The sequence below is a fragment of the Candidatus Dormiibacterota bacterium genome, assembly GCA_036495095.1.
Classification (GTDB): Bacteria; Chloroflexota; Dormibacteria; order Aeolococcales; family Aeolococcaceae; genus CF-96.
In genome coordinates this window covers 18,421-31,351 of sequence record DASXNK010000191.1, presented here as the reverse complement: position 1 = coordinate 31,351, position 12,931 = coordinate 18,421, and the positions used below count along the sequence as shown (strand labels likewise).

Below are 12,931 nucleotides of genomic sequence, written 5' to 3'. Positions count from 1 at the left end.
TTGTCTACCGGCGCTTGCGCTGGCCGTCGTCCCGACCTTCGAGGCGGCCCTCGAGCTGGCGGGTGCGCTCGTACGCGGCCCAGACCGCGTCGCTGACCACGGTGCGCAGCCGGCCACGCTCGAGCTCGTAGAGCGCCTCCGCCGAGGTGCCCCCGGGAGAGGTGACCATGTCGCGCAGCTCGGCGACGTGCCGCCCGCTGCGCAGCGCGAAGGCCGCCGACCCCTGCATGGTGTCGAGCACCAGGTCGCGGGCGACGTGGCGGGGGAAGCCGAGGTGGACGGCGGCGTCGACCAGCGCCTCGATGAACAGGAAGATGTAGGTGGGCCCGGTGCCGCTCACCGCCGTCGCCATCGCCACCTGGCCCTCGTCGTGCACCTCGAACTCGCGACCCAGCGCCGAGAGCATGGTGCGGGTGCGCTCCTTCTGCGGCGGGGTGACCGCCCCGGTGGCGTACCAGACCGTCACCCCCTGGCCGATCTGCGCGGGGGTGTTCGGCATCGAGCGGACGATCGCGGGATGGCCGAGGCCGTCGCCCAGCGCCCGGGTGCTCGCCCCCGCGATCACCGAGACCACCAGCTGGTCGTCGGTGAGCACGGTGCGCAGCTCCGGCATCACCGTCGGGAGCACCTGCGGCTTGACCGCGAGCAGGACCACGTCGGCCCCCTCGGCGGCGGCCTGGTTGGAGGCGGCGGTCGAGACCCCGAAGCGCTCGGCGAGCTGCCGGCGCCGCTCCTCGCGGGGATGGCTGCAGCAGAGCTGGCCGGGGTCGACGACGTGGGTCTCGAGCATCCCGGCCACCATCGCCTCGGCCATCGCGCCGGTGCCGATCACCCCCACCCGCGCCCCCGCGAACGCCGCCCGGGCGTCCATCAGGCGGCCAGCCCGCCGAAGAGACCGCCCGCCGGCGGCTTGGGGGCGCTGGGATCGACGGTCGGCTTGGGAATCGAGATCTTGGCCCCGTAGTCGTGGAGGTGGCTGCCCACGGCGACGTCGAAGTCGAGGGTGCCGCCGGGGCCGCCCTTCCTCGGGGCCGGGCTGGCGGAGCCGCCGAAGAGGCTGGCGATCTTCGAGAAGTCGAAGGAGAACTGCAGCTTCATGTCGACCCGGTCGAGGTTGGCGGTGGCGGGGTCGACGTAGACGTCGAGGGTTCCGGCCTTCACCGTGATGAACTGCTTGAACAGGTTCGCGAGGCCGCCGAGGTTGGGGCTCTGCGACGCCACCGAGGCGCCCAGCACCTGGTCGAGGACGTTCTGGTCGATCGGGGCCTGGAGGTGCTCGACGGTCATGCCGTCCTGGGTGGTGCTGCCCAGGTCCTTCATGTCGCCGAGGTAGCCGAGGTAGTTGGTGAGGTCGCCGGGGGTGATGCCGATGCCGGCGGTCAGCGAGCTCAGCGGCCCCGCCGCGGCGAACCTCCTGCCGTCCTTCGAGTAGTAGGTCTGGCCGTCGTAGACGACGATCGTGGCGTTGTCGTAGTCGGGCTGGAGGGTGACCAGGAGCTGGAGCCGCTTGGTGCTCTCCTGGTCCTCCCTCCCGGTCAGCGTGTAGCCGTTGCCGCTGGCGCCGAACTGCTTGAGCTGGGCGGCGCTCACCCCGGTGAGGTGGCTGGCGTCGACGATGAACCGGCCGCTCAGGTCGGCGCGCAGCGACTGGGTGGCGACCTTCTGGGAGGTCAGCTTGACGATGTCCTTGGGGCTGAGCCCGTTGATGGCGGACGAGCTTCCGCAGCCGGGGAGCAGCGCGGCGGCGACGCCGGCGGCGAGCAGGAGGCGGGCGGAGCGCATCGGGGCGACCTCGAGAGCAACGTGACCGGGCAGAAGCGCCCACGATAGCGCAGCCCGGCCCCGCCGCCCCTGAACAGGTCATCGACCGCGACGCTACCCTGCGCGGGATGATCGTCCTCGACGGGTCGCCGCTCTCCGTCGAGCAGGTCCTCGCCGTCGCCCGGGGCGGGGCGCGGGTCGAGGTCGGCGAGCTGGCGCGGCAGCGGATGGCCGCCTCCCGCGCGCTCGTCGACGAGCTCGACCGCAGCGACGCGGTTGTGTACGGGGTCACCACCGGCTTCGGCGCCCTCGCCGACCGCGCCATCGAACGCGAGCACCGCGCCACCCTCCAGACCGCGGTGGTGCGGAGCCACGCCGCCGGGATGGGGCCGCCGCTCGACGCCGAGGTGGTGCGCGGCATGCTCCTGCTCCGCGCCCGCACCCTCTGCGCCGGCTACTCCGGGGTGCGACCGCTGCTCGTCGAGGCGATCGCCGCGCTGCTGAACGCCGGGGTGCTGCCGCACGTGCCCGAGCTCGGCTCGCTGGGCGCGTCCGGTGACCTGGCGCCGCTCGCCCACGCCGCCCTCTGCCTGCTCGGCGAGGGCTGGGTGGTCGGTGCCGACGGCGACCCCGAGCCGGCGGGGCCGGCGCTCGCCGCCGCGGGCCTGCGGCCGGTGACGGTGGCGACCAAGGAGGGGCTGGCGCTGATCAACGGCACCGATGCCATGGCCGCCGCCCTGGCGCTCGCCGTCGCCGACCTCGAGGGGCTGCTCACCGCCGCCGACTGCGCCTGCGCGATGAGCCTCGAGGCGCTGCTCGGGACCGGGCGCGCCTACGACGAGGAGGTGGTGGCGCTTCGACCCGCCCCCGGCCAGCAGGCGGCGGCGGCCAACCTGCGCCTCCTCCTCTCCGGCAGCCCGCTGGTGGCCTCGCACCGCGCCTCCCACCACGCCGTGCAGGACGCCTACTCGCTGCGCTGCGCCCCCCAGGTCCACGGCGCCGCCCGCGACCTCTGCGCCGCAGCCCGCACCACCGTCGAGCGCGAGCTCGCCGCGGTGGTCGACAACCCGCTGGTGCTGGTCGAGCGCGGTGAGGTGATGAGCTCGGGCAACTTCCACGGCCAGGGGCTCGCCTACGCGGCCGACATGCTCGCCTGGGTCTGCGCCGACCTCGCCGCCATCAGCGAACGCCGCGTCGACCGCCTCCTCGACCCCGCCCGCTCCCGGGGGCTGCCCGCCTTCCTCAGCCCCAACCCGGGGGTGAACAGCGGGCTGATGATCGCCCAGTACACCGCCGCCGGCTGCGTCACCGCGCTCCGCGCCGCCGCCGCGCCGGTGGCGACCCAGAGCGTGCCGGTGAGCGCCGGCCAGGAGGACCACGTCTCCATGGGATGGACGGCGGCGCTCCGCACCCGCCGCAGTGTCGCCGACCTGCGCCGGGTGCTCGCCGTCGAGATGGTCGCCGGCGCCCAGGCGCTGGAGATGCGCCGCCCCGGCCGGCCGGGGAGGGCCACCGGCGCCCTGATCGCCGCGCTGCGCGAGCGGGTGCCCCGGCTCGAGGCCGACCGCCCCCTCGCCGGCGACCTCGCCGCCGCCGACGCGTGGCTGGCCGCCGGAGGCTGGCGGGAGCCGGTGGAGCGCGCCTGCGGAGTGCCGCTGCGGTGAGCCCGGCGGGGCCGCGCCCGGTCCGCGCCCCCCACGGGGCCGCGCTCAGCTGCCGCTCCTGGCAGACCGAGGCGGCGCTCCGCTGCCTGATGAACAACCTCGACCCCGAGGTCGCCGAGGACCCGGACCGGCTCGTCGTCTACGGCGGCACCGGCCGGGCGGTGCGCTCCTGGGACTGCTTCGACGCCATCGTCGGCTGCCTCCGCGACCTCCGCGAGGACGAGACCCTGCTGGTGCAGTCGGGCAAGCCGGTGGGGGTCGCCCGCACCCACGAGATGGCGCCCCGAGTGCTGATCGCGAACTCGCTGCTGGTGCCGGCGTGGGCGACCTGGGAGGAGTTCTGGCGGCTGGAGGCGGCGGGCCTGACCATGTACGGCCAGATGACCGCGGGGTCGTGGATCTACATCGGCACCCAGGGGATCCTCCAGGGCACCTGGGAGACCTTCGCGGCGGTGGCGGAGCAGCGCTTCGGCGGCAGCCTGCGGGGCCGGTTGGTGCTCACCGCCGGGCTCGGCGGGATGGGCGGCGCCCAGCCGCTGGCGGTGACGATGAACGGCGGCGTCGCCCTCTGCCTCGACGCCGACCCGGCGCGGGTGGAGCGGCGGCGGGCGATCGGCTACCTCGACGAGGTGGCCAGGTCGCTCGACGACGCGGTGCGCCGCTGCGACGCCGCCCGCGAGGAGGGCCGGCCGCTCAGCGTCGGGGTCGCCGCCAACGCCGCCGAGGCGCTGCCCGCGCTGCTCGACATCGGGCTCGCCGCCGACGTGGTCACCGACCAGACCAGCGCCCACGACCCGCTCGGCGGCTACATCCCCGCCGGGCTCACCGTCGAGGAGGCCGCCCGGCTGCGCGCCGCCGACCCCGCCGGGTACGTCGAGCGCGCCCGGGAGTCGATGGCCCGGCACTGCGCCGCGATGGTCGCCTATCAGCGCCGCGGCGCCGAGGTCTTCGACTACGGCAACTCGCTGCGCGACGAGGCCCGGCGGGGCGGGTTCGCCGACGCCTTCGCGTATCCGGGCTTCGTCCCCGCCTACATCCGGCCGCTCTTCTGCCGGGGGCGAGGGCCCTTCCGGTGGGTCGCCCTCAGCGGCGACCCCGCCGACATCGCCGCCACCGACCGGGCCGTCGCCGAGCTCTTCCCCGACGACGAGCGCCTCCACCGCTGGCTGCGGCTCGCCCAGGAGCGGGTGCCCTTCCAGGGGCTGCCGGCGCGGATCTGCTGGCTCGGCGCCGGCGAGCGCCACCTCGCCGGGCTCCGCTTCAACGAGCTGGTCGCCCGCGGCGAGGTCTCGGCGCCGGTCGTCATCGGCCGCGACCACCTCGACGGCGGCAGCGTCGCCTCCCCCTTCCGCGAGACCGAGGCGATGCGCGACGGCAGCGACGCCATCGCCGACTGGCCGGTGCTCAACGCGCTGCTCGCCACCTCGTCGGGCGCCAGCTGGGTGGCGGTGCACCACGGCGGCGGCGTCGGCATGGGACGCTCCATCCACGCTGGCGCGCAGGTGGTCGCCGACGGCACCGCGCTGGGGGCACGCCGCTGCGAGCTGGTGCTGACCAACGACCCCGGCACCGCGGTGATGCGCCACGCCGACGCCGGCTACCCGGAGGCGCGGGCGGCGGCCGCGGAGCACGGGGTGCGCATCCCGGTGGTGGGCGACGGGGCGTGAACGCGCGGGAGTGGCTGGAGCGCGGCGACGGGGGCGGGAGCCCGGACCTGGCGGTGCTCGGCGCCCCGCTGGCGAAGGCCTCGATCAGCCCCTCGCAGGCACAGCTCACCCCCGCCGCCTTCCGCCGCGCGCTGACCCGGTTCAGCACCTTCGACGGCGACCACGGCATCGATCTCGCCGACCTGCCGGTGCTCGACCTCGGCGACATCGAGGGCGACGCGGACGACGCCGGCGCCGCCGCCGCGCACGCGCGCCTCGAGGCCGCGGTGGCCGCGGCCCGCGACCGCGCCCCGGTGGTCGCGGTCATCGGCGGCGACAACTCGCTGACCCGGCCGGCGCTCTGCGGCCTCGCCGGCGGCGGCCTCGGCGACGGCTGGGGGCTGCTCACCCTCGACGCCCACCACGACGTGCGCTCGGCGATCGGCGGCCCCCGCAACGGCACCCCGGTGCGCGAGCTGATCGAGCTCGGCCTCCCCGGCAGGCGGGTCGCCCAGGTCGGTCTCCACGGCTTCGCGAACACCGCCGAGCACCACCGCTGGGCGCTCGACCGCGGGGTGCAGATGCGCCGCGCCGGGCAGGTGCGGTCGGTGGGGATGGCCCGGCTGCTCGACGAGGTGCTCGCCGTGCTCGAGCGCCACGGGGCGCGGCGGGTGTACGTGGACATCGACATGGACGTGCTCGACCGCGCCTTCGCTCCCGCCTGCCCGGCGAGCATGCCCGGCGGCCTGACCCCCCACCATCTCCAGGAGGCCGCCCACCTGCTCGGCGCCGACCCCCGGGTGGTCGCCGTCGACCTCACCGAGGTGGACGCCGCCGCCGACCTCGCCGGCGCCACGGTGCGCTGCATGGCCTCGGTGTTCCTCGCCTTCTGCAGCGGCCTGGTGCAGCGGCGGCGTGCCCTGTCCACCGCGATCTGAGCGATGGAGGCGGCCGCCACCCTGCTGGTGCGCAACATCGGCGCGCTGGTCACCTGCGACCCCGACCGCGGCGACGCCCCGGGGGTGGTGGCGGGCGCCGCGGTGGCGGCGGCCGGGTCGCGGATCCTCGCGGTGGGGACCGCGGCCGAGGTCACCGGCGCGGTCGCGGTCGGTCCCGGCACGGTGGTGCTCGACGCCGGGGGGGCGGCGGTGGTGCCCGGCTTCGTCGACGCCCACAGCCACCTGGTCTGGCTGGGCGAGCGCAGCGGCGAGTACGCGGCCCGGGCGGAGGGACGCGGCTACGAGGCGATCGCGGCCGCCGGCGGGGGCATCCGCGCCACCGTCGCCGCCACCCGCGCCGGCAGCCTCGAGGAGCTGGTGGTGGCGGCCCGGCCGCGGGCGCGGCGGATGCTCGGCGCGGGCACCACCACCGTCGAGGTGAAGAGCGGCTACGGCCTCGACGAGGAGGCGGAGCTGCGCCAGCTGCGCGCCGCCCTCGCGCTCGGCGAGGACCCCGACCTCCCCGACGTGCTGACCACGTACCTGCCCCTCCACGCCCTCCCCGACGGCGACCGCGAGGCCTTCGTCGCCCGCGCGTGCGGCAGCGGGGTGGAGGGGGCCGCCGGCCTGGCGCGCTTCGTCGACGCCTTCTGCGAGCGCGGCGCCTACCGGCCCGAGGAGTGCCTCCGGCTGCTCGAGGCGGGCCGGCGGGTGGGGCTGCGGGGGAAGCTCCACGCCGACCAGCGCAGCCGCGGCGGCGGCGCCCGGCTCGCCGCCGCCGCCGGGGCGGTGAGCGCCGACCACCTCGAGCACGCCGACGACGGCGATCTCCGCGCCCTCGCCGCCGCCGGGGTGGTCGGGGTCATCCTCCCCGGGGCGGCGCTGGTGCTGGGCGGGCCGCCGCCCCCGGGCCGGCGGCTGCTCGAGGCGGGCGCCCGGGTCGCGGTGGCCACCGACTGCAACCCCGGCACCTGCTACAGCGAGTCGATGCCGCTGATGATCTCCCTGGCGGTGGCGCTCGGAGGCCTCACCCCAGCCCAGGCGGTGGTCGCCGCCACCGCCGGAGGCGCCGCCGCCCTCGCCCTCGGCGACCGGGGAGTGCTCCGGGCGGGGATGCGGTGCGACCTGGCGGTGCTCGACACCCCGCACTGGCTCGACCTCGGCTACCACCTCGGTGCCGCGCCGGTCCGGACCGTGGTCCGCGGGGGCAGGGTGGCGGCCGGCGGCTGACCTGCCCGGACGAACGCACCAAGCGGCGCACACATTCGCCCACCCCGATCGTCGGAAGGGTCGCACGGGCCGTGAGCCCGGCACACGGGAAGGGAGGGAACGACCACATGCGCATCCGGCACCTCGCGGCGATCGCGGCCGCAGCCACCCTGAGCGCCTCCGCGTTCTCCGTCGTGGGGCATGCCTCGTCCGGTGGGACCGGCGCGGCCTGCGGCGTCATCGCGGGGGGTGCCTCGAACGGGGTCAACGGGGCCCTCGGCGGCCAGAACCAGGTCGGCAACAGCCTCGGCCTGCTCGACCAGCTCATGGTTCCGCTGCTCGGCGGCGCCTCGGGCGGCAGCTCGACCAGCGGCAGCACCGGCTCCAGCCTGAGCGGCAGCACCGGCTCGACCACCGGCGGCGCCGCCGGGAACAGCAGCTGCGGCAGCCACCTCAGCACGGCGCAGCGCCAGGCCATGGGCGCGGGCACGACCACGTCGCACCACAGGACCACGACCAAGCACCACTCCAGGGGGTAGCGGCCGCTCTGCGGCGGTGGGGACCGGGGCGCGATGGTGCCCCACCCCCCGCCGCCGGGATGGCATGGGCGCGGTACGCTGGCCGCCACATGGCCACTCCGCCTCCGCTGCCCGTGCTGATCGGCGCCGACCTCGAGGTGCCCCTGGCCACCGGCGGCCGGCGCCGCTACGTCAACCTCGACGCCGCCGCCAGCACCCCGGCGATGGGCGCCGTGCTCGAGGCGGTGGAGCGGGCCCTGCCCTGGTACTCGAGCGTCCACCGCGGCGCCGGCTTCACCTCGCAGGTGTCGACCCGGCTCTACGAGGCCGCGCGCCAGACCGTCGCCGGGTTCGTCGGCGCCCGCCCCACCGATTCGGTCATCTTCGTCCGGAACACGACGGACGCCGTCAACCACCTCGCCCACTGCCTGCGCATCCCCGACGGTCACGTGGTGCTCACCACCGCGGTCGAGCACCACGCCAACCTGCTGCCCTGGCGGCGGGTGGCGCCGGTGGTGACGCTGCCGCCGCCGCCCTCCCCGGAGGCGCTGCTCGAGGCGGTCGCCGCCGCGCTGCGCGACCCCGCGCACCCGGTGGCGGTGCTCGCCGTCACCGGGGCCAGCAACGTGACCGGCGAGATCCTCCCGATCGCCGAGCTCGGCCGCCTCGCCCACGAGCACGGCGCCCTGCTCGCCGTCGACGCCGCCCAGCTGGCCCCGCACCGCCGCATCGACATGGCGGCGTCGGGCATCGACTGCCTCAGCCTCAGCGGCCACAAGATGTACGCGCCCTTCGGCGCCGGCGCGCTGGTCGCCGCCGACGCGCTCCTCGAGGGCTGCGAGCCGCTGCTCGCCGGCGGCGGCGCGGTCGACTTCGTGACCCTCGACGACGTGCTCTGGACCGGGCTCCCCGACCGCCTCGAGGCGGGCTCGCCGAACGTCATCGGCGCGGTGGCGCTGGCGGCGGCGGCGGCCACCCTCGAGGCGGTCGGCATGGAGCGCGTCGCCGAGCACGAGCGAACCCTGCTCGCCCGCGCCCGCGAGCGCCTCGCCGAGCTGCCCGCCCTGGTCCACCACCGGCTCTGGGAGGACGGCCCCGGGATCGACCGGGTCGGCGTGGTGACGCTGACGGTTCCCGGGATCCATCACGCCCTGGTGGCCGCCGCGCTGAGCGCCGAGCACGCCATCGGGGTGCGTCACGGCTGCTTCTGCGCCCACCCCTACATCACCCACCTGCTGGGCATCTCCGACGAGCAGGCCCAGGGGATCCGCGACGCGCTGCGCCGGGGCGAGCGCGCCACCATCCCGGGGGCGGTGCGCGCATCCTTCAGCATCGCCACCACCGAGGCCGACGTCGACCTGTTCTGCGACGCCCTCGCGTCGCTGGTGCACGACGGGCCCGCCCTCGCCTACGCGCAGGACCCGGCGACCGGCGACTTCGCCCCGGTGGAGGACGCCCGGGTGCTGCCCCGCATCGAGCCCCTGCCGGAGCTGACCGCGAGCGTGCACGGAGCCGGCTGCGGCCAGTTCTGAGGGCTACGGGACCTCCAGGACGGTGCCGTCGCGGGCCACCACCAGGCTGAGGGCGACGTCCCGCGCGGCGATGCCGAGGGGGAGCGGGGCGACCCGGGCGTGCACGGTGTAGTGGAGGGTGCCCCGCGGGTCGGTGGTGGCGGTGCAGCGGATCCCGGTGACGGCGGCGAAGTCGTCCCGGCTGTCGGCGCCGCAGGCGGTGAGGTCGGGCTCGGCGAAGGGTGGGAGGACGTCGTTCGGGATCGCCCCGGCGGGGGGCGGCGTCGACGGGTCTCCGACGATGAACGCCTGGCGCCCGTTCCAGCAGACCTCGGCGCGGAGGCCGACGGTGGCGCCGAACTGCGCGCCGATGACGCGCCCGGTGGCGACGTGGCGGCAGCTCAGCCCGGTGACGGTGAGGCCGCCGACCGAGACGTCGCCGGAGGCGGCGGCGGTCTGCGCCGGCGCCGCCACCACCGCCAGCAGCCAGGCCGCGGCGATCGCGGGCACCGCGAGCAGCGGCCGCAGCGGCGCCGGCTTCGCCCCGGTCTCCTCGACGGCGTCGGGCTCGGTCCAGGCGAGGACCAGGGTCGGCATCATCACCACCAGCCCCAGCAGGGCGACGATCACCCGGGCGGCGAGGCCGTTGTCGAGCTGCGAGAAGGTGTCGTGGCCCGAGCCGGTGGCGATGCCGGTGCTCACCGACCAGACCACCAGGAGCAGCACCACGGCGAGGCCGAGGAGCCGGAAGCCGCGCCGGTGGGCCCGGTCGCGCCGCTGCGCCTGGCGCTCGTCGAGCCGGCGACCGCGGGCGAACGCGAGGCCACCGGTGGCGCGGACCAGGACGGCGCCGACCACGGTGAGCGCCAGGGTGGGAACGATTCCCAGCCCGCGGAGCGAGCCCGGCAGCGCCGAGCCCAGCAGCGTGACCAGGGCGAGGGTGACGAGGACCAGGAGGCGGCGGTTGCGGCGGCGGATCATGGGAAGCGCACCGGGGTGCCGTTGCGGTCGAGGACCAGCTCGACGGTGACGTCGCGCGAGAGGAAGGGGAGCAGCAGCGGCCGGGCCTCCGCGGTGTAGACGAAGTGGAGGGTCCCGTCGGCGGTGGTGGTGCGCGAGCAGCGCCGGGTGGTGAACAGCGCCAGGGTGGTGGACGCGAAGGTGCAGTCGCTCTGGTTGAGGCCCCAGCTCTCGTAGGCGGAGCGGCCGTCCCAGCAGGCGAGGGCGTGCAGCGGGATCTCCCCGCCGGCACCCAGGCCGAGCCGCACCGCGGCGGTGAACTCCCGGCAGCCGGCCGGCGCGGGGGGCGTCGCCGCCCCCGGCTCGCGCACCGCCTCGGGGAGGCCCGGCATCGGCGCCGAGACCGACGACGTGCTCCGGAGCGGCAGCACCAGGGATCCCGCGCAGAGCAGGAACGGGGTCAGCACCGTGACCGCCAGCAGGCCGAGGCCGATCTGGGAGCGGCGGTCGCGGACCGCGGCCTCCTCGGGTGCGAACCGGTCCGGCTCCAGCCACGCCAGGGTGAGCGCGGGGAGGACGAAGAGGAGCTCGCCGAGCACCCACCAGGCCCCGCCGTGCAGCGCCGTCTCCAGCCAGGCACGGCTCGCCGCCGAGGCGACGCCGGCCACCAGCACCGTGCCCCCGACCGCCACCGCGAGCAGCCAGTAGGCGAGGTGGTGAGCGCGGTTGCGCAGCGCCTCCTGGCGCTCGTCCACCTCGGCGTCCGGCGCGGTCGCCAGCCGCAGGGTCGCCCGGCCGAGCACCACGTTGAGGAGCAGCAGGCCGAGGATCAGGAACCCGCCGGGGGCGGCGCCGTGGGTGGCGGAGAGGTCGGTGCCGAGCAGGGCGACGCAGTCGGCGGCGACGGCGAGCACGACGGCGCGGCGGACGATGCGACGGCCGAGCCAGAACCCGGGCTCACGCGGGGTGCTGCGGATCGTGGCCACGGTGGCGAACGCCAGCGCCGCATAGGCGAACCAGCCCCAGCCGACGCTGGCCGGCACCGCGAAGAGCGCGAGCATCGCGACGACGGCGATCGCCACCCCCACGACGAGGCGGACGGGGGCTGGCGGTGACGGTCTCGACCGCCTCCGGCGGGGTGCCTCAGCGCTCATCGGTGAGCCCTCCCCCGGGCTGGCGGCTGTAGAGCTCCTCGCTCATCGGGCGGAACGCCCGGCGCGAGAAGATCGCCTCGATCGGTACCCCGAAGACCTCGCTCAGCCGGAAGGCGAGCTCGAGGCTGGGGTTGTAGTCACCGCGCTCGAGGTAGCCGACGGTCTGGTAGTTCACCTCGACCCGGTCGGCCAGCTGCTGCCGGGAGAGCCCGCGCTCGGCCCGGAGCACCGCGATGCGGTTGTGCAGGGGGGCGCCGGCGCCGGCCGCCGGAGATCCACCTCGTTTTTTGTCCACGCTGCGTATCATTGTATATAGACAACACTCTGATGCGGACATTCATCAGGTTGTCACACCACCTCGGCAGCGGCAGGGTCAGCCTCCGGCCGCCGCCACCGCGGCGCGCAGCGGCCCCGCCAGCTCCGCGGGCACCACCTCCTCCACCGCGACCGCGTCGCACCCCACCCAGGACGCCGCCTCCACCAGCGCCCGCGCCATCGCCGGGACCGCGGGGGGGTCGACCGAGACCCGGCGCGCCACCAGGGTGTGGCCGCTCCGCGCCGGGTCGACCCGGCCGCGGATCCGGCCGCCGGCGAGCAGCGGCATGACGAAGTAGCCGTGCAGGCGCAGCGCCCGCGGGACGTACGCCTCGAGGCGGTGGACGAAGCCCAGGGTCCGCTCGGCGCGGCGCCGGTCCCACAGCAGCGAGTCGAAGGGCGAGAGCAGCACCGGGCGAAACCGCGCCGGCGGCGGCGGGGCCACCAGCGCGGCTGGGTCGGCCCAGGCGGGCTCGCCCCAGGCCTCGACGGCGACGGGGGTCAGCCGCGCCGCCTCGATCCCGGCGCGGGCGTCGGCGAGCGGGAGGCGGAAGTAGTCGGCGAGGTCCTGCACCGTCCCCACCCCCAGCCGCTCCGCCGCCAGGCCGACGAGGTGGGCGGCGCAGTCCACGTCGTCGGGGGGCGCGAGAGCGCGCAGCTCGGCGGGCACCGCCCGGTCGGCGAGCTCGTAGACGCGCCGCCAGCCGCGCCGCTCCACGCAGACCACCTCGCCGCCGGCGAGCAGCTCCTCGACGGCGAGCTTGAGCGGCGACCAGTCCCACCAGATCCCCGCGCCGTTCTTGGCGCCTCCGAGGTCGGCGGTGGTCACCGGGCCGAGGTCGGCGAGCCGGGCGAGCACCTCGCTCCGGGCCGCGGCGGTGCTGCGCTCGGTGCGCTCCCGCCGCGCCCGGTTGCGGCGGCGGCGCGCCTCGAACCACGGCCACTCCTCCAGCGGCAGCACGCAGGCGGCGTGGGCCCAGTACTCGAAGGCGCGCGGCGGCCTGCCCCAGTACGCGGCCTCGACCGCGGCGCGGCCGACTGCGCCGAGCCGCGCGTAGGTGACCAGCTCGTGGGAGCGGGCGAGCACCGAGATGGTGTCGAGCTGCACCGCTCCGAGCCGCCGCAGCATCGCGGCCACCCGGTCATCGGTCCGCCCCCGCCGCTCGGCGGCGGCGCCCAGCCCCTGGCGGTGGAGCAGCAGGCGGCGCGCCTCGGCGGCGCTGAGCGCGATCACGACCCCGGACGGTAGCGCGCC

General features: G+C 76.4%; 12 protein-coding genes. 6 read left to right on the top strand and 6 right to left on the bottom strand.

Features of this window, described 5'->3' with window-relative positions:
- Window positions 1-4: 4 nt before the first annotated feature.
- The gene (proC, locus tag VGL20_18785; GenBank protein ID HEY2705731.1) at window positions 5-871 is read right to left on the bottom strand and encodes a pyrroline-5-carboxylate reductase; all 867 of its coding nucleotides are present in this window, start codon (window positions 869-871) and stop codon (window positions 5-7) included.
- The gene (locus VGL20_18780) at window positions 871-1,782 is read right to left on the bottom strand and encodes a hypothetical protein (protein HEY2705730.1); all 912 of its coding nucleotides are present in this window, start codon (window positions 1,780-1,782) and stop codon (window positions 871-873) included. Before VGL20_18780 ends, proC begins: the two co-directional genes overlap by 1 nt.
- A 107-nt stretch (window positions 1,783-1,889) precedes the next feature.
- On the opposite strand from VGL20_18780, the gene hutH reads away from it, so the two are divergent.
- The 6 genes from hutH (at window position 1,890) to VGL20_18750 (ending at window position 9,268) form a co-directional block, all read left to right on the top strand.
- On the top strand, window positions 1,890-3,425 hold the full coding sequence (gene hutH, locus VGL20_18775; protein ID HEY2705729.1) for a histidine ammonia-lyase: 1,536 nt from the start codon (window positions 1,890-1,892) through the stop codon (window positions 3,423-3,425).
- Window positions 3,422-5,092: a urocanate hydratase gene (hutU, locus tag VGL20_18770; protein ID HEY2705728.1), complete on the top strand. Its 1,671-nt coding sequence runs from the start codon at window positions 3,422-3,424 to the stop codon at window positions 5,090-5,092. Before hutH ends, hutU begins: the two co-directional genes overlap by 4 nt.
- A complete protein-coding gene (locus VGL20_18765) occupies window positions 5,089-6,009 on the top strand; it encodes an arginase family protein (GenBank protein ID HEY2705727.1) in 921 nt (306 codons plus the stop codon). Before hutU ends, VGL20_18765 begins: the two co-directional genes overlap by 4 nt.
- A gap of 3 nt (window positions 6,010-6,012) precedes the next feature.
- Complete coding sequence (gene hutI, locus VGL20_18760) at window positions 6,013-7,239, top strand: imidazolonepropionase (GenBank protein HEY2705726.1); 1,227 nt, start codon at window positions 6,013-6,015, stop codon at window positions 7,237-7,239.
- 107 nt (window positions 7,240-7,346) lie between these two features.
- Entirely contained in the window at window positions 7,347-7,757 is a 411-nt protein-coding gene (locus VGL20_18755; GenBank protein ID HEY2705725.1) for a hypothetical protein, read from the top strand.
- Between the two features lie 89 nt (window positions 7,758-7,846).
- A complete protein-coding gene (locus tag VGL20_18750) occupies window positions 7,847-9,268 on the top strand; it encodes an aminotransferase class V-fold PLP-dependent enzyme (GenBank protein ID HEY2705724.1) in 1,422 nt (473 codons plus the stop codon).
- Window positions 9,269-9,271: 3 nt separating this feature from the next.
- Here the strand turns inward: VGL20_18750 and VGL20_18745 are convergent, their stop codons facing one another.
- From VGL20_18745 to VGL20_18730, 4 genes are all read right to left on the bottom strand, one after another.
- Window positions 9,272-10,228 (bottom strand): hypothetical protein, encoded by a 957-nt coding sequence (locus VGL20_18745; protein HEY2705723.1) that lies wholly within the window; start codon window positions 10,226-10,228, stop codon window positions 9,272-9,274.
- Window positions 10,225-11,295, bottom strand: coding sequence for a hypothetical protein (locus tag VGL20_18740; protein HEY2705722.1), 1,071 nt, complete (start codon window positions 11,293-11,295; stop codon window positions 10,225-10,227). Before VGL20_18740 ends, VGL20_18745 begins: the two co-directional genes overlap by 4 nt.
- Window positions 11,296-11,350: 55 nt before the next feature.
- Complete coding sequence (locus tag VGL20_18735) at window positions 11,351-11,656, bottom strand: helix-turn-helix transcriptional regulator (protein HEY2705721.1); 306 nt, start codon at window positions 11,654-11,656, stop codon at window positions 11,351-11,353.
- A gap of 78 nt (window positions 11,657-11,734) precedes the next feature.
- Window positions 11,735-12,910: a crosslink repair DNA glycosylase YcaQ family protein gene (locus VGL20_18730; protein HEY2705720.1), complete on the bottom strand. Its 1,176-nt coding sequence runs from the start codon at window positions 12,908-12,910 to the stop codon at window positions 11,735-11,737.
- Window positions 12,911-12,931 lie beyond the last annotated feature (21 nt).

What these genes read in the sequence shown, in the direction of transcription:
- proC (HEY2705731.1), bottom strand. Translation starts at nt 871, where the DNA reads ATGGACGCCCGGGCGGCGTTCGCGGGGGCGCGGGTGGGGGTGATCGGC.
- VGL20_18780 (HEY2705730.1), bottom strand. Translation starts at nt 1,782, where the DNA reads ATGCGCTCCGCCCGCCTCCTGCTCGCCGCCGGCGTCGCCGCCGCGCTG.
- hutH (HEY2705729.1), top strand. Translation starts at nt 1,890, where the DNA reads ATGATCGTCCTCGACGGGTCGCCGCTCTCCGTCGAGCAGGTCCTCGCC.
- hutI (HEY2705726.1), top strand. Translation starts at nt 6,013, where the DNA reads ATGGAGGCGGCCGCCACCCTGCTGGTGCGCAACATCGGCGCGCTGGTC.
- VGL20_18755 (HEY2705725.1), top strand. Translation starts at nt 7,347, where the DNA reads ATGCGCATCCGGCACCTCGCGGCGATCGCGGCCGCAGCCACCCTGAGC.
- VGL20_18750 (HEY2705724.1), top strand. Translation starts at nt 7,847, where the DNA reads ATGGCCACTCCGCCTCCGCTGCCCGTGCTGATCGGCGCCGACCTCGAG.
- VGL20_18745 (HEY2705723.1), bottom strand. Translation starts at nt 10,228, where the DNA reads ATGATCCGCCGCCGCAACCGCCGCCTCCTGGTCCTCGTCACCCTCGCC.